A 21,924-nucleotide genomic window follows, 5' to 3' on the forward strand; every position below is an offset into this window, starting at 1 on the left:
ATACGGCGCGAAAGCAGCCAGCGCGGCGTCCCGCTCAGCGTCGGTGGACTCCGAGGTGGTCGGCAAGACGGCGACGGAGAAGAACGACTCGCCAGCGAGCGATGAACTGAGGGTCGTGCCGGACACGTTCCACGTCGCGCCGGAAGGGGCGAAGGCAGCGTAGTCGTGGCCGTTCGCCGTGAAGCCGATCGTGGCGCCTGAGGACGACCACACCGTCGGCGTTCCCGTGGTGGTGAGGGTAGCGTCGGCCGAACCTGTCGTTGTCGCGTAGACAAACGGCAGGCCGTGCCCGAACGTCGTCCGCAGGCTGCTTGAGCCGTTGTCCCACACCGTGCTGACTGTCCAGTCGGAGTAGTCGTCTACCTTGCCGGAGGCGTCGAGGCCAGCGAGCCCGATGCGGACGTCCTCGGCGTAGGGGTAGTGGTACTCGCCCACGCCGGTGTCAGTGCCCGAGATCTGCACCTCGGTCGGGTAGCTCAGGCCGAGGCCGTTGGTGTACGCGTGGAGGGCGAGCGGGTGCGCCATGAGGTTCTCTGACACGGCCGCGCAGTTGAACTTGCGCCACAGCAGGGACGTCCACCAGTCGTTGGTGGGGATCGCGCCGGGTGGGAAGTTCTCCGTCGTGTGTTCGCGGGGGTCAGCGACGGGGGCGTTGCCACACCCCATCGGTACGCCGCCGCCTGGCGGGGTTCCTTCTGCGTAGCTGCCGTCGCCCACTGGGATGACGGCGGCCTGGGCCGGGATGGCTGTGGTGAGGGTGAACCCTGCGATGAGCATGGCCGCCATGGTCACGAGGGCGAGCATCCGCCGAGCGGGGATCGTGCGCGTGAGGGGTGTCGTGGGGGTGCCTACGTTGGTGAACATGAACGCTCCAAGGGCGTGCACAAGGCGCGGCTGTACCGCGGTGAGGGAAACCTCCGGGAGATCGGTCTCACGGCGACGGAGGAATGGTCGTGGGCACCGCCCTCACGATTCCCGTAGCGACCAAAGGCACCGTTGACTTCGGTCGCCACTACTAGCCACTCTCGGCGCGAGCACGTCGCAAGTCAAAGCGGTGTGGCGGACTCCACCGCCAGCCCCCAGGATGGGGGGGCGACCGGTCTCCGAGTAGAGTTCCTGGGCACCTGAACCTGGAGGAGAACGAATGGGCAGCGAAGCCAAAGACGCCAGCACGTTGCCCGTCGCGATCGACGATGCCGCGGCGTTGTCCCTGCGTGCCGACCTTGTCCAGTGGACGGTCGACGCGGTGTCGGCGCTGGTGGGGGACAGCGCGGTCCGGGCCCTCGATCGCGAACAGATTGTGCCCGCCCGCCTTGCGGCCCGCAGCAGTGACGAGCCGGTCGCGCTCCTGACCAGGCTGTTCAGTTTGGGGGACACGCTGACCCGTGCGCAGGCGGAACGCGCGTTGCCTGCGCTCACCGTAGACGGCGCGCAGCGGTGCGGCCTGGTGGTCACAAGCGGGAACGGTGACGACGCCCGGGTACGGGCGGCCGCGGACCTCCGGCCGTATACCTTCACGGATGCCGACGGCGATCACACGTGGTGGGTAGCGTCCGACCTGGGCGAGACCGTCACCGGCGCGCGACTGAGGGGAGACCACGTGCTTGGCATCGGCGGCGCGAGCGCCACACTCGCCTCCGCCACGATGCGACACCGGGTAGGTCGAGTGCTCGACTTGGGCACCGGTTGCGGGATTCAGGCGCTTCACGCCTCGCTCCACGCCGACGCCGTGGTCGCCACCGACATCTCACGACGCGCGCTCGCGTTCGCAGAGTTCAACCGCCGCCTCAACGCCCCGCCAGCAGAGTGGGAGCTTCGGCACGGCTCGCTCCTTGAGCCGGCGGCGGGGGAGCTGTTCGATCTGGTGGTCTCGAACCCGCCGTTCGTGATCACCCCTCCCGGCGCCCCGAGCTTCGAGTATCGCGACGGCGGCCTTCGAGGGGACGGCATCGTCCGCGCCTTGCTGAGGGACGTCGGCACGGTGCTGTCGCCAGGCGGTGTGGCGCAGATGCTTGGCAACTGGGAGGTGCGCGCTGGCGAGGACTGGCGGGAGCGCATCGAGCAGTGGCTAGACGACGCGACTGTCCCCCTGGACGCGTGGATCATTCAGAGGGACCTGCTCGACGCCGCGGAGTATGCCGAGACGTGGTTGCGCGATGCAGGAGTGGTCCCTGAGCGCGACCGTGGGGCGTACGACGCGGCCTACGAGGCCTACCTGACGGACTTCGCCGCGCGCGGCGTCGAGGCGGTCGGCTTCGGCATCGTGACGCTGAGGCGCCCGCTCGGCAAGGTGCCGACGCTGCGCAGGCTGGAGGAGCACGAGGGTGCGCTGGCGCAGCCGCTTGGGCCGCACATCGGCGAGGTGTTGGCCGCCCACGATTGGTTGGTAGCCCGCAACGACGACGAGGTGCTGGGCGAGCGCTGGGTGGTGGCGCCCGACGTCACGCGCGAGACCTACGGCAGACCGACGCTCGCCGACCCGGAACACATTCTGATCCGCCAAGGCGGCGGCCTTGGCAGGGCGATCAAGGCGGATACGGCGTTGGCCGGCTTTGTGGGCGCGTGCGATGGCGAGTTGACGGGCGGACAGATCGCCACGGCGCTGGCGGCGCTGCTAGATGTCGAGGCGGCGGCCATGCGCGCGGGGCTCGCGGCCGCGGTGCGCGACCTGGCGCGGGACGGAATGCTGGTGCGCGAGTAGCGCGAGGGGGCGGCGCACGGGTGGCGCAAAGCGCAAGTTCCGCGGATCCGGGACATTGGTCCCGGATGCCCCGGCGGGAAGAGGCGTAGAACACTAGATGTAGGTACTCGCGGGCAATGGTGCCACTAGATGTAGTGTTCGAACCGTCGCCCCTCGCTCTATCAGGGAGAACTGTGACCGCCATCCAAGACGCCCCAGACGCCACCGAGGCCGCGCCCCGCACCATGGGCATCGACATCACCACGCCGCGCAACGGCACCCCACTCATCAGCGTGGAGGACTCCATTGAGGAGTACCTCTTTCGGCGTGACTGGCGGGTCAACGCCAACGCGAACCAGGGCTACTCGCTCGGCGGGCTCATCCTCAACACGGCTGGCAAGGTCATCGCCAACTACTGGCTGAGTCACGTGTACGAGCCCGAGGTGGGCGAGGCTCACCGCGCAGGTGACCTCCACATCCACGACCTCGACATGTTCTCCGGTTACTGCGCTGGCTGGTCGCTGCGCACCCTCTTGGCTGAGGGCTTCAACGGAGTTGGCGGCAAGGTGGAGGCCAGCCCCGCGAAGCACTTCTCCTCAGCCGTGGGGCAGATCGTCAACTTCTTGGGCACCCTTCAAAACGAGTGGGCCGGGGCGCAAGCATTCTCGAGTTTCGACACCTACATGGCGCCCTTCATTCGCCTCGAGGGCCTGGACTACACACAGGTGCGTCAGGGCGTCCAAGAGCTCATCTACAACCTCAACGTGCCGTCACGGTGGGGCACTCAGACGCCCTTCACCAACCTCACCTTCGACTGGATCTGCCCAGAAGACCTCCGCCCCCAGGTGCCCGTCATCGGCGGCAGGGAGATGGACTTCACGTACGGCGACCTCCAAGCCGAAATGGACATGATCAACCGTGCGTACATCGACGTGATGACCACGGGCGACGCGCAGGGACGCGTGTTCACGTTCCCCATCCCTACCTACAACATCACCAAGGACTTCGACTGGGACGGCCCCAACGTCGAGGCGTTGTTCGAGATGACCGCCAAGTACGGACTGCCGTACTTCCAGAACTTCATCTCCTCCGACCTCGAGCCGCACATGGTTCGCTCCATGTGCTGCCGTCTGCAGTTGGATCTGCGCGAACTGCTCAAGCGCGGCAACGGCCTGTTTGGTTCAGCGGAGCAGACCGGCTCGCTCGGCGTCGTGACCATCAACATGGCCCGCCTGGGCCACCTCCACAAGGGCGATAGGGAGGGCCTGTACGCGGCGCTCGACCGGCTGCTTGCACTGTCCCGCGACAGCCTCGAGGTCAAGCGCGAGGTCATCGGCAAGGCCATCGACGACGGCCTGTTCCCCTACACCAAGCGCTACCTGGGGACACTGCGCAACCACTTCAGCACCATCGGCGTCAACGGCATCAACGAGATGATCCGCAACTTCAGCGACGACGTGGACGACATCACCACGCCAGAAGGCGAGGCGTTCGCGTTGGAGGTGCTCGACCACGTCAGGGACCGCATGGTCGAGTTCCAGGAGGCCACCGGCCACCTGTACAACCTCGAGGCCACCCCGGCCGAGGGCACCACCTACCGCTTCGCGAAGGAGGACAGGCGCCGCTACCAGGGCATCCTGCAGGCCGGAACTGACGAGAACCCGTACTACACGAACTCGTCGCAACTGCCCGTTGGCTTCACGTCCGACCCATTCGAGGCCGTCGCACGCCAGAGCGAGATGCAGTCCAAGTACACGGGCGGCACGGTGCTGCACCTGTACATGGGGGAGCGAGTCAGCTCGTCTCACGCGTGCAAGATGCTCGTCAAGCGCACCCTGGAGACCGCGCGCCTGCCGTACATCACCATCACGCCCACGTTCTCGATCTGCCCCAGCCACGGCTACCTCGACGGCGAGCAGCCCACCTGCCCGCTGTGCGCGGCAGAGGACAGGCTCACCGAGTGCGAGGTGTGGACCAGGGTGATGGGCTACCACCGGCCGGTGCAGTCGTTCAACATTGGCAAGAAGGGCGAGCACGCGGAGCGCCTCCACTTCCGTGAGGGCACGGATACTCGCAGGCCCGTTCCCCGGTCCGCGTGAGCGGCAATCATGGTCCGCGTTGAGGGTGCCGGAGTCCACGCCGATGACTTTCAGATCGCCGGCTTCGAGCGCTTCTCAACGGTTGATTGGCCGACAAAGCTGGTAGCGACGGTCTTCGCTCAGGGCTGCCCGTGGCGCTGCACCTATTGCCACAACATCGGGATGCAAGCTATGCGAACGGAGGGCGTGTTGCCCTGGTCGACGGTCGCCGCTCACTTGGCCGACCGCGTCGGACAGCTGGACGGCGTGGTCTTCAGCGGTGGTGAGCCCACGCGCCAGGCGGCGCTCATACCCGCCATGCAAGAGGCCGTGGCCCTGGGGTTCGAGGTGGGGCTGCACTCTGCGGGCGCGTACCCCGGGCGCTTGCGAGAGGCGCTCCGCTACAGCGACTGGCTGGGTCTCGACATCAAGGCGATGCCCCAGGGCTACGAGGACATCACGGGCAGCAGGGCATCGGGCGCGAAGGCATGGGAATCGCTCGCGATTGCCGTGGCGTGGGGTGGTGATCTCGAGGTGCGCCTCACGGTGGATCCCACGCATCACACCCGCGACGACGTGTGGTCGGTGGTGCGTCGCGTGCAAGCGATGGGTGGGCCAAGGCCCGTGCTGCAGGAGGCGAGACCGGACGGCACGTCCGAGGATTACCAGAGGGCGCTGGGGCGACTGCGCTTGCGGGACGTGATGACGGAGCGCGACCATCTGGAACTCGCGATTCGGTAGACGCCGCGCTGCGCCCCCAGCGACAGAGCCGCGGTCAGCCGCGCTTGTGCCTAGCGGGCAAGGCCGTCGCTGACGCGCTGCCACACACTCGGGTGCGCCGTCAGGATCCCGGAGCGCCCGTCTCCCGGCAGGTACTCGCTTCCGTCAAATCGCGCCGCCAGCAGGCCAGCCTCGCTTGCGATGAGCGCTCCAGGAGCGTGGTCCCACGGCAACGTGCGCGTGAACGACACGTAGTCCGTTTCGCCGATGACCACGTCCAAGTAGTCCCAGCCAGCGCAAAACCTGATGGGCACTGCCGGACCAAGCGTGCCTGCCCTGGCGAGCACGTAGTCGTCCGTAGTCGCCCCCACCGTGGTCGCGACGGCGCCGCGCAAGGCGTCGGGCGCGGGAGGCTCAGGAGCCCGGTGGGGCGCACCGTCAAGGAAGGCGCCGACGCCCCTCGCGGCGTGAAGCTCGCTGCCGGTAGTGGGGTACGTGATCCACGCGGCCTGCGTGCGACCGCCGTCAATGAGGGCGACCATGCACGCGAAGGTCTCCTTGCCTTCGACGAAGTTGCGGGTGCCGTCCACGGGATCAACCACCCAGCACGGCTCGCCGGTGCCCACCTCGTCCAGCAGGGAGGGGTTCGCGGCGGTCGCCTCCTCGCCCACCACCGTCACGTCGAGCAGGTCCCGCAAGGCGACCGTCAGGAGCCTCTCGGCCTCAACGTCGGCGTCGGTCACCAAGTCCCACTCGTGCGACTTGGTGCGAATTTCAGCGGCGGCGAGCGATCGCCAACGGGGCATGATCTCAGCATCTGCGGCGCGCGTCATGGCCGCGATGACGGCAAGGGAAAGGTCGGCGGTGATGGTGTTCTGGGGGAGGGTCACCACCCCATCGTGTCAGGTTGTACTGGCCGCCGATGCGCCTGGAGTCCCGGTGGCCCCACGGGGGACAAAGACAGGGTCCTTGCTCACCGTATGTATCCTGTGACGGTCTCGACCCTGAGGCGCACCCCTCACAGAAGTCAGGTTTTCATGGCCCGCAAGCTCGTCATCGTGGAGTCTCCCACCAAGTCGCGCACCATCGGCGGCTACCTGGGCGACGACTACGACGTCGTTTCCAGCGTGGGCCACATCCGCGACCTTCCGCAGCCGAGCGAGCTGCCTGCGGGCAAGCGCGAGGGCTCCATTGGCAAGTTTGCGGTGGATGTCGAAAACGGCTTCGAGCCCTTCTACGTGGTGAGTCCCGAGAAGAAGAAGGTCGTCGCCGAGATCAGGGCCAAGCTCAAGGACGCCTCCGAGGTCTACCTCGCAACTGATGAGGACCGCGAGGGGGAGGCCATTGCGTGGCACCTGCTAGAGGTGCTCAAGCCCAAGGTTCCGGTGAAGCGCCTCGCGTTCCACGAGATCACCAAAGAGGGCATCATGCGCGCCATGGAGCACCCTCGCGAGGTCGACATGGAGCTGGTCGAGGCCCAAGAGGCCCGCCGTGTGCTCGACCGCCTCTATGGCTACGAGGTGTCGCCCGTGCTGTGGCGCAAGGTCGCGCCGGGCCTGTCCGCTGGCCGCGTGCAGTCCATCGCGCTGCGGCTGGTGGTGGACCGCGAACGCGAGCGTATGGCGTTCCAGGCCGCCGAGTATTGGGACCTCACCGCGACCTTCGCTGCCAAGGACGGCGCCGACGCCGGACGCACCTTTGGCGCGAAGCTTGCGTCGGTCGACGGCAAGCGAGTGGCCTCCGGCAAAGACTTCGACGACCGCGGGTCGCTGACCGCCGACCCCGGCAAGGTCACGCACCTCACGGCCGGCGCCGCAGGGGCGCTCGCGGCCGGGCTGTCAGACGCGGTCTTCTCCGTGGTGGGCGTCGATTCCAAGCCCTACAAGCGTCGTCCGGCTGCGCCGTTTATTACGTCGACCCTGATCCAGGAAGCCAGCCGCAAGCTGCGCCTGGGAGCGCGCGAGGCGATGCGGGTCGCGCAGGGCCTCTATGAACGCGGCTACATCACCTATATGCGTACCGACTCGCCTGCGTTGTCTGGCGAGGCCGTGCGGGCCGCGCGCAAGCAAGCCGTCGAGCTGTACGGCGCCGACTCGGTGCCCGGCTCGCCACGGGTGTACTCCAGCAAGGACTCGAATGCCCAAGAGGCGCACGAGGCGATCCGCCCGTCAGGAGACACCTTCCGCACGCCAGAGTCCGTGCGCGCCGAGTTGCGCGGCGATGAGTTCCGCATGTACGAGTTGATCTGGAAGCGCACCGTCGCTTCCCAGATGGCGGACGCGGCCGGCACCACCTCGACCGTGCGCATCGGCGCCACGAGCGCCAACCACCACGCCGTCGAGTTCTCCGCGTCGGGAACGATCATCACGTTCCAGGGCTTCATGGCCGCCTATGAGGAGTCCCGCGAGAAGGCCCGCTACGAGGACGACGAGGCGAAGGTGATCGAGGACAAGGAGTCGAGGCTCCCGCAGCTGGCCGAGGGCCAGGCAGTGGAAGCCACGGACCTCGCACCGGTCACACACGCGACCACGCCGCCGCCGCGCTTCACGCAGGGCTCCATGATCAAGGAACTCGAGGACCGCAAGTTCGGGCGGCCGTCGACCTACGCGTCGACGGTGGACCTGATCGTGGCCCGCGGCTACGTGCGCGTGGTGAGCCAGACCCTCATTCCCACGTGGATCGCGTTCTCGATTGTGGGGCTGCTCGAGAAGCACTTCGACTGGCTGATCGACTACGACTTCACCGCCGACATGGAGGCGGGCCTCGACAAGATCGCCGCGGGCGAGGTCAATCGCACCGACTGGCTGTCCGACTTCTACTTGGGCACGGAGGGCGCGAGCCACGGACGCGACGAGGGCCTCAAGCACCTGGTCGCCGACCTGGGCGACATCGACGCTCGCGCCATCAACACGTTCCCCGTGGGCGAGGGAATCTCGCTGCGCGTCGGCCGGTATGGGCCCTACATCGAACGCGAGGTGGACGGCGAGACCCAGCGCGCCTCCGTGCCGGAAGACACGGCGCCTGACGAGCTTTCTGTCGCGTTGTCCGAACAACTGTTCGCCAACCAGGGCGGCGACGAGCGCGAGCTGGGAACCCACCCCGACTCGGGCCTGCCGATTGTTGCGAAGGCTGGCCGCTTTGGCCCCTACGTGACCGAGGTGATGCCGGAGGGTTCGAAGGACAAGCCGCGCACCGCGTCGTTGTTCAAGTCGATGCAGTTGGAGACCGTCACACTCGACGACGCCTTGCGCCTGATGTCGCTGCCGCGAGTGGTGGGCGTCGACCCCGCAGACGGCGCGGAGATCACGGCGCAAAACGGTCGCTACGGGCCCTACCTGAAGAAGGGCACCGACTCGCGCACCATCGACTCCGAGGATCTGCTGCTGGACATCACCCTGGAGCAGGCGCTCGCGATCTACGCGGAGCCCAAGCGCGGGCGAGGCCGCCAAGCGGCGCCTCCGCTCGCCGAGTTTGGTGTTGACCCCGTGAGCGAGAGGCCGATCGTCGCCAAGTCGGGGCGCTTCGGTGACTACATCACCGACGGCACCACCAACGTGACGATCCCGCGCGGGGAGACAGTGGAGACGCTCACGGCAGAGAAGGCCGTGGAGATGCTCGCCGACAAGCGCGCAAAGGGACCGGCCAAGAAGCCGGCCAGGCGCGCACCTGCCAAGCGCAAGCCTGCCGCCAAGAAGGCAGCCCCCAAGAAGGCAGCTCCCAAGAAGAAGTAGCGCGCGCGGCCGGCCCGGCGCGCTCCGACGCCTCGATAGGCATGCCTACGTCCGCTCCGCTTTGCACCTCGGCTCGCGCTCGCCTGGCGCTTCCGCGCGCCAGCACCGTCGCGTGACTCGTGGAAGCCACGTAGGTGACTCGTCAACTCCCCCCGGCAGCGAGAGATTCTTGCGGCGCCGCCCCCTGGTTCAGATATGGTGGCGGGATGAGCGCACCAGATCCGATGACAGCACCCGCGATCCGTTGGGGAATCCTTGGCGCTGGCGGCATCGCCGCCAAGTTCGCCGAAGCAGTGAAGGATTACACCTCGTCCTCGGTGGTGGCGGTCGCGTCTGCGTCGTCGCTCGAGAAGGCGCAGGACTTCGCGAAGGCGCACGACGCCGGCGACGCGTATCAGTCGTACGCCGACCTCGTGGCGCGTGACGACGTGGACGCCGTGTACGTGGCGACCACCCATAACAACCACCATGAGCCGGCGATTCTGGCGATCGAGGCCGGCAAGCACGTGCTCGTGGAGAAGGCCTTCGCGCAAAACTCCCTGCAGACCGAGGAGATTCTCGTCACCGCAGAAGAGGCTGGCGTATTCGTCATGGAAGCGATGTGGACGCGCCATTTGCCGCACGTCTACGAGCTCCGGACGGCGATCGCTGCGGGCGAGATCGGCGAGGTCACGTGTGTGATTGCCGACCACGGCCAGGCGCTGACGCACGTGCCGCGCATGTACCGCGCCGACCTCGCAGGAGGGGCATTGCTGGACCTGGGCGTGTACCCCATTGCGTTCGCCCACACCTTCCTGGGTGTACCCGACAAGGTCACCGCGGTCGGCCAACTCACCGACGGCGGTGTCGACAACCAGGTGGCCATGATCTTCGACTACCCCCGTGCGCAGGCGTCGCTGCACACCTCGATGGTGTCCAAGTCTGCCAACACCGCCCAGATCATCGGCACTGAGGGCCGGATCGAGGTCGACGGCTGGTTCTACACCCCCACCACCATTCGCGTGGTCAAGGACGACGTCACGATCCGCGAGTTCGACGGTCGCGTTGACAATGGCTTCCAGTTCCAGGCGGCGGAGGTCGCGCGCGGGATCGCCGCGGGTCTCACTGAGAGCCCGATCATGCCGTGGAAGGCGACGCGCGAGGTGATGGCGCTGATGGATCTGGTGCGCAGCCAGATCGGCCTGCGCTACCCGAACGAGCAGTAAGGCCCCCGCGCCGTACCTGCTCCCGCGCGCCACGTCGCGTCGGCCGTTGCCGGTACCGTAGGCGCATGGCTGGTGGCGGGTTCTGGATTGTCTTCGAGGGCGGCGACGGCGTGGGCAAGTCCACGCAGATCGACCTGCTGGCAGCGTGGCTTTCAAGCGCCGACGCTGGGGCTCGCACCGTCCTGACCACGCGTGAGCCGGGTGGTACAGACTTGGGTGTCGAACTGCGCCAAGCGGTGATGCACGGCGATCACGTGGAACCTCACGCGGAGGCGCTGCTGTATGCGGCGGATCGCGGCCATCACATCGCGTCCGTGGTGCGCCCCGCGTTGGAGCGCGGTGACGTAGTGGTCCAAGATCGCTACATCGACTCGTCCGTGATCTACCAGGGACTTGCCCGCGGCTTGGGTGACATGGTGGAGCGCGTCTCCCTGTGGGCGACGGAGGGCGCGCTGCCCGACCTGACGGTGGTGCTCGACATGGAGCCGCACGCCGACCGCCTTGCGCGCGACCTGGACAGGGTGGAGCGGGAGACCGTCGCCCACGCGAACCTCATCCGCCAGGGCTTCCTGGACCGCGCCGCGCTCGCGCCGCAACGCTACGCCGTCATCGATGCTGCGCGTCCCATCGCCGACGTCGCGGCCGACGTTCGTGCCTCCGTTCTGGCCGCGCTTGAGCGGGTGGGCGGCACCACGGCCTTTGATCCGGAGTCTCCCGGTGTGGAGCCGTGGGGGACGCCGTGACCGCGCCCGCAAGTGTTGCCTTGCCAGGAGTGTGGGCCGACGTGGTGGGCCAAGATGCGCAGATCGCGGCGTTGCGCGCGGCCGTCGACAGGCCGGTTGCCATGACACATGCGTGGCTGATTACGGGGCCACCTGGCTCCGGCAGGTCGCACGCCGCACGCGCCTTCGCGGCCGCGCTCCAGTGCACCAGTGGCGGCTGCGGCGACTGCAAGGCGTGCAAGACGGCGCTGACCGCCGCCCATGCCGACGTCACGTTGATGGCGACCGAGAAGGTCACCATCGGCATCGAGGAGGTCAGGCACCTGTCGATGCTGGCGCAACGCGCACCGAGCGAGGGCCGGTGGCGCGTCATCATCATCGAGGATGCGGACCGCATGACGGAACGCACTTCGAACGTGCTGCTCAAGGCGATCGAGGAGCCGCCGCCGCGCACGGTATGGCTGCTGTGCGCGCCGCACGCGCACGACGTCTCGGTGACCATCCGCTCGCGGTGCCGCGTGGTGGCCCTGCGCACCCCACCGGCCGAGGTGGTGGCGCGCCTGCTGATCGAACGCGACGGCGTGGAGCCGGAGTTGGCCCACGAGTGTGCGCTCGCCGCCCAAAGCCACATCGGGATCGCAAGGAGGCTGGCACGCGACCCCAAGGCACGGACTCGGCGTGACCAGGTGCTCGCGCTCGCCACCGAGGTGAGGGGAGTGGGCGACGCAGTGCTTGCGGCCACCGACCTCGTGTCTGTCGCAGAGGACGACGCCGCGGCTGCCACGGAGGAACGCGACGCCCAAGAGAAGGCGGAGTTGCTGGCTGTGCTCGGCGCGGAGACGGGCACGATTCCCCCGGCGCTGCGCGCTCAAGTGAGGGAACTTGAGGAGGACCAGAAGCGGCGTGCCACGCGGCACAAGCGCGACGTGCTTGACCGGGCGATGACCGACCTCATGTCCCTGTACCGCGACGTGGCAGCCGTGCAACTCGGCGCGGCCACCGACCTCACTAACGTGGCGCACGAGGGGCGCATCCGCGAGCTTGCAGCCCGCACCGACCTACACGGGACGATGGCGCGCATCGACGCACTCACCACCGCTCGCGAACGGCTCTCCTCCAACGTGCAACCGCTCCTCGCGATCGAGGCCATGATCCTGGCGTTGCGCCCGCGCGCCTGACAGACCGCATACCCTCTTCCTATGAAACGCATCGTCCTCGCCACCGCCGTCGCGGTCTTGCTCGCCGGGTGTTCCGTACTGCCATGGACCGAGGAGTCGGCGGAGCCGACGCCGATCACCGACGAGGGCCCCAGCCGCTCCGGCCCGCCGGAGAGTCCGGAAGTGTCGGCCGTGTACCAGCAGACGGTCACGTGGCGCACGTGCGGGGACTTGGAGTGCGCGAGCATCGATGTGCCGCTCGACTGGTCTGAACCAGACGGCCCCACGTTCGCGCTGGCGCTGTCGCGTCGGCCGGCAGATAACCAAGGCTCGCGCGTCGGCTCGCTGCTCATCAATCCGGGTGGGCCCGGCGGCTCCGGCATCGACTTGGTAGAGAACGTCGAGAATCTTGCCTCCGAGAAGCTGATGACCAGTTACGACATCGTCGGCTTCGACCCGCGGGGTGTGGGAGAGTCTTCCCCGATCGATTGCGGCGACGGCAACACGCTCGACGAGTACTACCTCGAGGACTTCATCGTCGAGACGCAAGCGGAGTTGGACGACGCGCGGGAGCGCAACCAGGCCTTTGCCGCGAACTGCCGAGAGCTCTCAGGCCGCCTGATCGAAAACATCGACACGGTCAGCGCAGCACGTGACATGGACGTGATCCGCGCAGTCCTTGGTGATGAGAAGCTGCACTACTTGGGCTTCTCGTACGGCACGCAGCTGGGCGCCACCTACGCCCAGCTCTACCCGCAGAACGTGGGCCGCGTCGTGTTGGACGGCGCTGTGGACGTGTTGCTCGACCCGACCGAGCAGTCCCTGCAACAGGCGGCCGGTTTCGAGAATGCACTCACGAGTTTTCTGAATTGGTGCGTGGCACGGGAGTCGTGCGAGCTCAACTCTGACGTGGAGACAGCGCGCCGTCAGGTGGCGCAAATTGCGCTCAACGCTCTTGAGGAGCCGTACCCTGCGGATTCCGCGACACCGGTCAACGGCAACCTCATGATCTACGGCATGGTCGTGACGCTCTACGACGAGGCCAACTGGGAGTACCTGGAACTCGCGCTCAACGAGGTGATGCAGACGGAGACGGCGCGCATCTTCTCATCCCTCGGCAACTTCTATCTGGACCGCAACGAGCAGACGGGCGACTGGAACGGCAACTCTGGCGTGGCCTTCACCGCGATCTCCTGCCTCGACTCCACGGGCGACGATGAGGAGTGGACCATCGTCGATCAGCGCGACTTCGCCCGCGAGGTTCAGGAGGTGGCGCCCACGTTCGGCTGGTGGTTCGCAGGATCAGGCGGTTGCGAGGGGTGGCCGTATGCGGCCGACGAGGTGCTGAGTGATCTGGACGCGGCCGCACAATCCGCGAACCCGTTGCTGGTGATCGGCACCTCGAACGACCCGGCCACCCCCTACAAGTGGGCGGAGGCGCTCGCGCAAGACCTGGGCGCGCCGCTACTGACCTATACGGGCGAGGGCCACACGGCCTACGGCCGGTCCAATCAGTGCGTGACCGACGTGGTCGACGCCTACCTGGTGGACGGGGTGGTGCCGGAAGACGGCATCCAGTGCTGACCCGTTTAGCCCCGCTGACGCATCCCTTGGGTGGCGATTTGGCGTGCCGTCGGTAGGCGCTAGACTTACTGACCGCGCCATCCGTGGCGCCCGCCGCCTTAGCTCAGTTGGCAGAGCGATTCACTCGTAATGAATAGGTCAAGGGTTCGATTCCCTTAGGCGGCTCCATGGGCCCGGTCTTGCTGGGGCAGGACGTGGCGGCGTGGAGTTGGCTGCTCACAGCAACAGGGCCGCGGCCGCGACGGCCGAGGCGATCAGCACCGCAATGTCGAAGCGGTGCTGGCTGATGAGGCGCACGGTCGCGTACCCCACAATCCCGCCGAGCAGGATGAGCGGCGCGAGCAGCCCGGCGCGCGCGACGTCGTCCCAGTGCATCAACCCAAGGCTGACCGAGAACGGCACCTTGACCAGGTTCACGATGAGGAAGAACCACGCGTTGGTGCCGATGAAGCGCCGCTTGTCGATGCCAGAGGCGGACAGGTAGAGCGTCATCACCGCGCCTGCGGCGTTGGCAGTCATCGTCGCAAAGCCCGCGGCGGTCCCCGCCGTCCACGCCGCGGCGCGGTGCTCGTGTGCGGTGGATGCGGGAGTCACGTTGCGCCACTTCACCACGAGTTGGACAAGGACGAGCGCGAGCAGCACGACGCCGATGCTGCGGCGCAGGACGCCGTCGGACACCACCTGGAGAAAGAGCGAGCCGAGCACGAGCCCGGGGAGCACGGCCGGTAGGAGTCGTCGGATCAGGGACCAGTCCGCGTCCTGACGGTAGTGCCAGACTGCGACGAAGTCACCCACGATGAGCAGCACGAGGATCGCCGCCGTGGACTCCTTGGCGGGCAGAATCGTCGCGAAGATGGTGACGGAGATGGCCGCGAGGCCACCCAGGGCCGTCTTGGAGAAGCCGATGACGACCGCAGCCACACCCATGAGCAAGGCGACCGCCAGCGACCCGCCAAGCAACTCAAGCATGGGTGTGTCCATTCTTCACGTGCACAGGTGAACGTACGCAGACTCGTCTCTGGACAGGTCGAGGGCAATCCTGCCCGCTCCCCTTGTCGCGCACGAGAAGGGCGCGCCGACGCCATGGCGGCCTAGTCGACGGGAGGGGCGTACGGGTTCCCGTCGGGGGTGTCGTCCTGGCCAGCGCTGCGCACGGTCCGCTTGCCGAACGTTGCGCCGATCGCCTGAGCGACCGCGACCACGACCGGCAGGACCATCACCGTGTGCAGCGCGGGGCTGAGTGCTGCGTAGCGCCACCTGGCGGTCGCTGACAGGTCGAGTGTGTGTACGGCGGTGGGTGACTCGTACGTGACGATGCCCCACACGACGACCGCGAGGAGTACGGCCACGAAGGCGGCCGCCTCGGCGTAGCCGCCGCGGCCGCCACGGCGCAGGCGCCAGATGATGTAGGCGGCGCACAGCGCGCTCAGTAGCGCGATAGGCCCCAGGTATTGCAGGGGAAACTGGGGGTCAACGACGTAGGGATCGTCCGTCCATCCCAGGTCGAGCCCGGCCAGCAGATACTCGACCCTGATGGACAGGTACCCGATCGCCAGTGCGTAAGCGACCGCGATGGCGGCCGCCAGGATCGCTCTTAAGGCAAGTCGCACGCTTTCCCCTCTGTCGGGCTTCGGTGGTGCTGATCGCTCCTGTCTACATGACGCTGTGGTGGGGAGCAAAGCCGCGCTCAGGCGCGCGGAGTCCGGTACGCCGTGACGTTGCCGCTGTCAGGCTCAAAACCCGCGCGGCGGTAGACACGACCGGCGGGGTTGGTCGCCTCAGTGACGATGACCCATCGGTCGCAACCCTGGCCAGCGGCCCACTGTGCCGCGACGCCCAGCAGGTGGGAGGCGAGGCCGCGGCCCCTGTGTTCCTCGTCCGTGCCGACGCTTTGGTACCGCGCCATCGCGCCGCAGCGGACGATGCCAAGTTCCGCGACCAGCGCGTCGTCCGCGAAGGCTCCAAACCAGGCGCCGACGTCGCGATCGGAGAGTGCGCGCTGCGTTGCCGCTTGCGCCCTGGCGAACCGTTTGTGGGCCCGCGCCTCATGCTCGCCAGTGCGGAGGTTCTCGGCGACCATCCTTCCCACGGAACTCTCCCAGTCCTGGCCGTCAAGGCGGCGCACGGTGTAGCCCTCTGGAGGGGCCGTCTGCCGTGGGAGGGTGCTCGTGGTGAGGACCTCGTCCAGTTCCAATTCGAGCCCGTGCGCGGCCCAGGCGTCGCCGTCGTCCGGCATCCTCGTCAGGCCCAACGCCACCCAGTCCGCTTCAGGGAAGGCCGACTCGAATGTCGTGACCCACCGGGCTGCGTCGTTGACGGCGGCTTGGTCGGTGACGAACAGGCAGTTGCCCCAGTGGAAGTCGGGGTTGTGTGGGCTGCGGACCAGCACATGGTCTCCACGGTCCTCGATGAGGGAGCCAGCATGCTCAAGAATCGCGAGGTCGGTTGCCCAACCGGGTGGGAGGTCACGCATGGTGCGATGCTAGCGGGCCGCCCGTTCCATTCTGGGCGCCCGTCGCGGGTCTATGCTGGAGGCATCTTTTCTATACTTAGCAAGGGATTCTGATAAACGGAAAGGCCAACGCATGCCATTGCGCAGCGACGAGTGGTACGAGGGCGAGACCCGCAACGCGTACATCCACCGTGGGTGGATGAGGCGCGGCGCTCCAGATAGCGCATTCGAAGGACGCCCGCAGATCGCGATCGCCAACACTGCGTCGGACCTCACCCCGTGCAATGTGCACCTACACGAAGTGGCGAAGTCCGTCCGCGACGGCGTCTACGAGGCGGGCGGCATCCCGCTAGAACTCCCCGTTGTCTCCTTGGGCGAGACGCAAGTGCGGCCCACCGCGATGCTGTGGCGCAACATGGCGGCCATGGCGACAGAGGAGATGCTGCGCGCGAACCCCATCGACGGCGTCGTGCTCCTGGGCGGCTGCGACAAGACCATTCCCTCCCTGCTGATGGCGGCATCGTCCGTCGACCTTCCTGCCGTGGTGATCCCCGGCGGGCCCATGCTCACCGGCACCTTCCGCGGCCGCCCCATGGGCTGCGGCACCGAGGTATGGCGCCTGTCAGAGGAGGTGCGTGCCGGCACCATCACCAACAAGGACTTCACCGACAGCGAGAAGTCGACGGTCCGCTCCAAGGGCCACTGCAACACGATGGGCACGGCGTCGACGATGGGCCTGCTCGCGGAGGCATTGGGCATGGTGTTGCCAGGGACGGCTGGCATCCCAGCTCCCGATTCTCGCCTGCTGCAGCAGTCGCACGCCGCTGGCCGGCTGGCGGTGGAGATGGTGCGGTCCGACCTCCGGCCCAGCCACATCCTCACGCGCGCGGCCTTCCACAATGCGATCGTGGCGCTCGCTGCCATCGGCGGCTCCACGAACGCGGTGGTCCACCTCCTGGCCATCGCTGGCAGGGTGGGGGTCGACCTGACGCTCGAGGACTTCGACCGGATCGGATCACGCGTTCCGCTACTGGTAGACCTGCAGCCGGCGGGTCGGTTCCTGATGGATGACCTCTACCGCGCTGGCGGCCTCGCCGCCGTGCTCAACGAGGTGAGGGATCTGCTCGATCCCGCCGCGCTAGCAGTCTCCGGCCGCCCCCTGGTGGAGCACCTTGACGGCGCCGAGATTTGGGACAGGGAGGTGATCCGGACTCGCGAGGAGCCCCTCATCGCCGAGGCTGGCGTGGCCGTCCTGAAGGGCAACCTCGCTCCCGCAGGCGCAGTGATCAAGCCCGCTGCGGCCTCCGCGCACCTGCTGCAACACCGCGGCCGCGCCGTCGTGTTCGACAGCATCGAGGACTTCCACGCTCGCGTCGACGATCCCGACCTGGACGTCGATGCCGACTCGGTGATGGTGTTACGCGGTTGCGGGCCCAAGGGCTATCCGGGAATGCCGGAGGTCTCGAACATGCCGCTTCCTGCCAAGTTGCTGGCCCAGGGGGTGCGCGACGTGGTGCGCGTCTGCGACGGCCGCATGAGCGGCACCGCCTACGGCACCGTGGTGCTCCACGTGGCTCCCGAGTCTGCGGCGGGCGGTCCCCTGTCGCTCGTGCAGAACGGGGACTGGATCGAGCTGGACGTGGCCGGGCGTCGCCTCACACTCGACGTGCCGGAGGGCGAACTCGCGGCCCGCACCGCAAGTGCCGCGACCGTCGACGCCTATGCCGCGCCCACGCGGGGATGGGAACGGCTCTACATCGACCACGTGATGCAGGCGGACACGGGTGCCGACCTTGACTTCCTGGTCGGCGCCAGCGGCTCCCGTGTGGCGCGGGAATCGCATTGAGCGAGGTGTGACACGTGAGGGTTGACGCGCTAAGCGGCACCGACGCGGGGGGCCGGCCGAGCCCTGTGTCCGACGTGGTGTGCGCGCTCGGCGAGGGTCCCACGTGGGACGCCGACGCTGGGGTGGTGCGGTGGGTGGACATCGACCGCGGTGTGCTCTACGAGGCCCCCGTGACTGGCGAGGGAGTGGGCCCCACGCGAACGGTACTTGCGGTCGACGGCACCCTTGGCGCCGCGGTGCACGCCGAGGGCGGCGGATTCCTCCTTGCCGCCGCACGGCATCTGGAGCATCGCGACGCGTCAGGAGCCACGGTGGCCACGTGGGAGTTGATCCCGGAAGGACAGCCGCGCCGACTCAACGACGGGGCGTGCGACCCGGCCGGGAGGTACGTGGTGGGCAGCCTGCTCGTGGGCGGGGCCCCGGGGGACGAGCAGTTGTGGCGCCTCGAGCACGACGGCACGGTCACGGTGCTCGACGAGGGACTGACCCTCTCCAACGGCATCGCGTGGAGCCCAGACGGGCAGGTCATGTACCACGTTGATACCAGGCGCAACCGGGTGTACGCGCGGTCCTACGACCCGTCCACCAACTACGTGGGCCTTCCTTGCGTGCTGATCGACACGGGCGAGGCCTGGCCCGACGGGCTCACCGTCGACAGCACGGGCGACCTGTGGGTTGCCATGTGGGCCGAGGGCGAGGTCCGTTGCTACGCGCCCGACGGCACGCAGCGCGACGTCCTGCACACCGGCGTGAGTCTCACCACCAGTTGTGCGTTCGTGGGCCCCAAACTCGACCTGCTCGTGGTGACGAGCGCCGCTGGCGAAGGGTCGCCAGTTTCGCCCCACGCCGACGCTGTGGACGGGCGGCTCTTGGCCGTCCGGACTCCCATCGCAGGCCTGCGCACCCGAGCCTGGCGCCCGTGCGCGAGAGACTCCAGACCGACACGTCCCGACCGGCGCCGCCCGGCGGCTCACAAGGAGGAATGATGCAAGCAAGTCACGGTACGACGGCCCGTGCGGCGGACCGGCTGCGCTCCGCGATCGCGGGTGGCGGCGCCTACGGCATCTGGAGTTCCATCCCCGACATGTCGGTGGCGGAGCTCGTGGGGGGCTTGCCGTACGACTACATCATCGTCGACCTCCAGCATGGAGTGACCACCTTCACCGAACTGCCCATCCTTGCCCAGGCGATGCGAGCCGCTGGCACTGCACCCCTGGTTCGCGTGCCGTGGAAGGACCCCGCCCAGATCATGCGGGCGCTCGACTCAGGCGCCTCGGGAGTGGTGGTGCCGATGATCTCGTCCGCGGCTGAGGCGGCGGACGCGGTGAGTGCCTGTCGCTTCCCGCCGGTTGGGGTGCGCAGCTGGGGCCCCATGTGGGGCTACGTCCGCTCGGACGGCGCACTGCCTCCCGCCGAGCAAGATGCAGGCGTAGCGTGCATCGTCATGGTCGAGACGGCAGAGGCCATCGACGACCTCGACGCGATCCTGGCGACGGAGGGACTCGACGGCATCTACATCGGTCCCAACGACCTCGCCCTCGCGTGTGGGTACGGCCGCGCCACCTACCGGGATGACCCTGACGTGGCGGCACTGATCCAGAAGATCGTGGATGCCTGCCGGGCCGCGGGCGTGCCAGCGGGGCTCCACTGTTCTGATCCTCAGATGGGCAGCGACTGGATCGCGCGCGGCGCCTCGATGGTCACGGTTGCCCAGGACACCGGCTTGCTTGCCGACGGTGCGTTGGAGGCGCTGCGCCAGGCTCGCGGGAGCGACGACGCGCGGGCGCCGGGGACTTCGAAGCCCTACTGACCTGGGGTGCTCCGCGGCACTAGCGGCGGGGGTCGATGTGGAACTTCGGCCCAGGTCCCGCGTCGGCGGGTCGCTCACCGGCGAGGATCGCGGCGGTGGCGTCCAGGCCGACGGTGGCGGCCACGAGCGGACGTGGGTCAACCGCGCCGGTGGCATAGAGGTCGACCGTTTCCTCCAGCCCGCCGGACGCGGACAGGATTCCTACGGCGGTCACGTCCTTGATGGCCACCTCACGGGTGTCGATCAGGCTCGGCTCGCCCGCGATCCCCACCAGCACGACGCGTCCACCGGGTTCCACGATGTCGACGGCGAGCGCGGGGGCGCCCTTGCTATTGGAGGCGTCGACGACGGCATGGAAGGGGTGCTTGCGGTCCAGGCCCTCCAGGGTGGTGGTGCGCGTGAAACCGAGGCTCCTCGCGAAGTTCAACGAGCGCTCGGAACGGCCGACGAGGTGCACCTCGGCTCCTTGAGCCTGTGCGATCTGGGCGACGAGCAGGCCAATGGTGCCTGCGCCGATCACGAGCACGGAGTCGCCTGGGCGAAGATTCGCGCCGCGCACGGACCGCAGGGCGTTGCCTCCCGGCTCCACTAGTGCGCCAAGAACGGAGTCGACCTCGTCCGGCAGTGCGACGAGCGAGGAAGCAGGCACCACGAGCCGCTCGGCGAGGGCCCCTGGCCAACCGTGGCGAATGCCGATCTCGTAGCGCTCTTCGCACAAGTGCTGGCGGCCACCCAAGCATCGGGCGCACTCGCGACAACCGAGCATCGTGTCGCCCGTGACGCGACGCCCCACCCAGGCCGCATCGGCGTCGGCGCCTACGTCGACCACCCGGCCACACCACTCGTGGCCGATGCGCATGGGGAACGTGGCGTGGCCCGACTCGAGGTACGTCATGTCGCCCCTGTAGAACTCCATGTCGGTCCCGCATACGCCGACGCGGTCTACCTCGACGATGACCTGGCCAGGGTCGGCGACGGGCTCGGGCACGTCGGCAACGGCGCCGACGCCTGGTCCGGTGATGACGAAGGCGCGCATGCGGGTCCTTCCACTGGGGCGTGAGGGCAACGGCCCAAGTGTAATCAGTTTCAGATAGAGCGAAGTCAATTCCAATAAACAGAATGGGCTGGTAGGGTCCTGTCCATGGTGAAGCCAGAGGACGAGCCGGGAGCCGCCGACGCGCGCCTGGTGGGCTCCGACCGCGTGCTGGCGCTGCTCATCGAGTTGGCGCGGCGCCCGGATGGGGCGAGCCTTGACGACTTGGCCGTCGCCCTCGACAGCGCCAAGTCGACCGTTCACCGTGCGCTCGGATCGCTCACCAGGTCGGGACTCGCGACGCGGGAGTCGCTCGGCCGGTACGCGGTGAGCGACGAGTTCCTGAGGCTCGCGTTCACGTATCAGGAGTCGCGGCCGGAGGCGGCACGCGTGATGCCCGCGTTGCGTCAACTCGCGGAGCGCTTTGGAGAGATCGCCCACTACGGAGTGCTCGAAGGGGGAGACGTGGTGTACCGCGCCAAGGTCGATCCTGCAGCGGGCTCTATCCGGCTGACGTCATACATCGGTGGACGCAATCCCGCGCGCGCGACGGCCATGGGCAAGGCCATCCTTGCGCACCGCCTCGCGACGACGGCCGAGGCGCTTGAGTGGGCGGCCGACCACCCCGTGGAGCAGCGCACGGCCCACACGTTGACCGACGACGCCGAGTGGGCCAAGGACATCGCCCTAGTGCGGGAGCGCGGTTTCGCGGTGGACGACCAAGAAAACGAGCCGGGAATCAACTGCGTCGCCGTACGCGTGGTGACTCCCAGCGGCGAAGGGGCGTTGAGCGTCTCCGCGCTCGCGTATCGCACTCCGCTGTCCACGCTGATCGATAGTGTGGATGACTTGCGCGCCGTTGCGGTTTCGATCGTCTAGGACCGGCACAGAACGCGCCCTTTGGAG

General features: G+C 67.9%; 17 protein-coding genes, 1 tRNA gene and 1 pseudogene. 13 read left to right on the forward strand and 6 right to left on the reverse strand.

Features of this window, described 5'->3' with window-relative positions; all coding sequences use genetic code 11:
• Window positions 1–864: pseudogene (locus QZZ33_RS12385) on the reverse strand (hypothetical protein); the annotation flags it as partial.
• Window positions 865–1,144: 280 nt separating this feature from the next.
• Between QZZ33_RS12385 and QZZ33_RS12390 the strand changes: the two are divergent.
• From QZZ33_RS12390 to QZZ33_RS12400, 3 genes are all read left to right on the forward strand, one after another.
• Window positions 1,145–2,701, forward strand: a complete 1,557-nt coding sequence (locus QZZ33_RS12390) for a methyltransferase (protein WP_291380356.1) — start codon at window positions 1,145–1,147, stop codon at window positions 2,699–2,701.
• Between the two features lie 224 nt (window positions 2,702–2,925).
• Entirely contained in the window at window positions 2,926–4,779 is a 1,854-nt protein-coding gene (locus QZZ33_RS12395; RefSeq protein ID WP_291380377.1) for a ribonucleoside triphosphate reductase, read from the forward strand.
• 9 nt (window positions 4,780–4,788) lie between these two features.
• Window positions 4,789–5,499, forward strand: a complete 711-nt coding sequence (locus tag QZZ33_RS12400) for an anaerobic ribonucleoside-triphosphate reductase activating protein (protein WP_291380357.1) — start codon at window positions 4,789–4,791, stop codon at window positions 5,497–5,499.
• A gap of 50 nt (window positions 5,500–5,549) precedes the next feature.
• Here QZZ33_RS12400 and QZZ33_RS12405 read toward each other — a convergent pair whose 3' ends face one another.
• The gene (locus QZZ33_RS12405) at window positions 5,550–6,368 is read right to left on the reverse strand and encodes an inositol monophosphatase family protein (protein WP_291380358.1); all 819 of its coding nucleotides are present in this window, start codon (window positions 6,366–6,368) and stop codon (window positions 5,550–5,552) included.
• A gap of 147 nt (window positions 6,369–6,515) precedes the next feature.
• On the opposite strand from QZZ33_RS12405, the gene topA reads away from it, so the two are divergent.
• The 6 genes from topA (at window position 6,516) to QZZ33_RS12435 (ending at window position 14,045) form a co-directional block, all read left to right on the forward strand.
• Window positions 6,516–9,209, forward strand: coding sequence for a type I DNA topoisomerase (topA, locus tag QZZ33_RS12410; RefSeq protein WP_291380359.1), 2,694 nt, complete (start codon window positions 6,516–6,518; stop codon window positions 9,207–9,209).
• A 206-nt stretch (window positions 9,210–9,415) separates the two neighbouring features.
• Complete coding sequence (locus QZZ33_RS12415; RefSeq protein ID WP_291380360.1) at window positions 9,416–10,414, forward strand: Gfo/Idh/MocA family oxidoreductase; 999 nt, start codon at window positions 9,416–9,418, stop codon at window positions 10,412–10,414.
• A 65-nt stretch (window positions 10,415–10,479) separates the two neighbouring features.
• Entirely contained in the window at window positions 10,480–11,157 is a 678-nt protein-coding gene (gene tmk, locus QZZ33_RS12420) for a dTMP kinase (RefSeq protein WP_291380361.1), read from the forward strand.
• Window positions 11,154–12,314 carry a DNA polymerase III subunit delta' gene (locus tag QZZ33_RS12425; protein ID WP_291380362.1) on the forward strand — a complete coding sequence of 387 codons (1,161 nt, stop codon included), beginning with the start codon at window positions 11,154–11,156 and terminating at the stop codon, window positions 12,312–12,314. Before tmk ends, QZZ33_RS12425 begins: the two co-directional genes overlap by 4 nt.
• Window positions 12,315–12,335: 21 nt before the next feature.
• The gene (locus tag QZZ33_RS12430) at window positions 12,336–13,877 is read left to right on the forward strand and encodes an alpha/beta hydrolase (protein ID WP_291380363.1); all 1,542 of its coding nucleotides are present in this window, start codon (window positions 12,336–12,338) and stop codon (window positions 13,875–13,877) included.
• Between the two features lie 92 nt (window positions 13,878–13,969).
• Window positions 13,970–14,045, forward strand: a tRNA-Thr gene (locus QZZ33_RS12435).
• Between the two features lie 48 nt (window positions 14,046–14,093).
• Here the strand turns inward: QZZ33_RS12435 and QZZ33_RS12440 are convergent.
• The 3 genes from QZZ33_RS12440 to QZZ33_RS12450 all read right to left on the reverse strand — a co-directional run bounded on the left by QZZ33_RS12440 (window position 14,094) and on the right by QZZ33_RS12450 (window position 16,350).
• Window positions 14,094–14,846, reverse strand: a complete 753-nt coding sequence (locus QZZ33_RS12440) for a sulfite exporter TauE/SafE family protein (RefSeq protein ID WP_291380364.1) — start codon at window positions 14,844–14,846, stop codon at window positions 14,094–14,096.
• 122 nt (window positions 14,847–14,968) lie between these two features.
• On the reverse strand, window positions 14,969–15,487 hold the full coding sequence (locus tag QZZ33_RS12445) for a hypothetical protein (RefSeq protein WP_291380365.1): 519 nt from the start codon (window positions 15,485–15,487) through the stop codon (window positions 14,969–14,971).
• A gap of 77 nt (window positions 15,488–15,564) precedes the next feature.
• The gene (locus QZZ33_RS12450; protein WP_291380366.1) at window positions 15,565–16,350 is read right to left on the reverse strand and encodes a GNAT family N-acetyltransferase; all 786 of its coding nucleotides are present in this window, start codon (window positions 16,348–16,350) and stop codon (window positions 15,565–15,567) included.
• A gap of 112 nt (window positions 16,351–16,462) precedes the next feature.
• On the opposite strand from QZZ33_RS12450, the gene QZZ33_RS12455 reads away from it, so the two are divergent.
• Genes QZZ33_RS12455 through QZZ33_RS12465 form a run of 3 tightly spaced genes read left to right on the forward strand, consistent with a single transcriptional unit; the run spans window position 16,463 to window position 19,985 of the window.
• Window positions 16,463–18,175, forward strand: a complete 1,713-nt coding sequence (locus tag QZZ33_RS12455) for an IlvD/Edd family dehydratase (RefSeq protein WP_291380367.1) — start codon at window positions 16,463–16,465, stop codon at window positions 18,173–18,175.
• 14 nt (window positions 18,176–18,189) lie between these two features.
• Complete coding sequence (locus QZZ33_RS12460; protein WP_291380368.1) at window positions 18,190–19,161, forward strand: SMP-30/gluconolactonase/LRE family protein; 972 nt, start codon at window positions 18,190–18,192, stop codon at window positions 19,159–19,161.
• Window positions 19,158–19,985 carry an aldolase/citrate lyase family protein gene (locus tag QZZ33_RS12465; RefSeq protein WP_291380369.1) on the forward strand — a complete coding sequence of 276 codons (828 nt, stop codon included), beginning with the start codon at window positions 19,158–19,160 and terminating at the stop codon, window positions 19,983–19,985. The genes QZZ33_RS12460 and QZZ33_RS12465 overlap by 4 nt, the downstream gene beginning before the upstream one ends.
• Before the next feature lie 19 nt (window positions 19,986–20,004).
• Here the strand turns inward: QZZ33_RS12465 and QZZ33_RS12470 are convergent, their stop codons facing one another.
• Complete coding sequence (locus QZZ33_RS12470) at window positions 20,005–21,021, reverse strand: alcohol dehydrogenase catalytic domain-containing protein (protein ID WP_291380370.1); 1,017 nt, start codon at window positions 21,019–21,021, stop codon at window positions 20,005–20,007.
• 105 nt (window positions 21,022–21,126) lie between these two features.
• On the opposite strand from QZZ33_RS12470, the gene QZZ33_RS12475 reads away from it, so the two are divergent.
• Window positions 21,127–21,897: an IclR family transcriptional regulator gene (locus tag QZZ33_RS12475; protein ID WP_291380371.1), complete on the forward strand. Its 771-nt coding sequence runs from the start codon at window positions 21,127–21,129 to the stop codon at window positions 21,895–21,897.
• Window positions 21,898–21,924: the final 27 nt, after the last annotated feature.

Origin of the sequence: Demequina sp., assembly GCF_016278775.1 — a bacterium.
Lineage (GTDB): Bacteria > Actinomycetota > Actinomycetes > Actinomycetales > Demequinaceae > Demequina.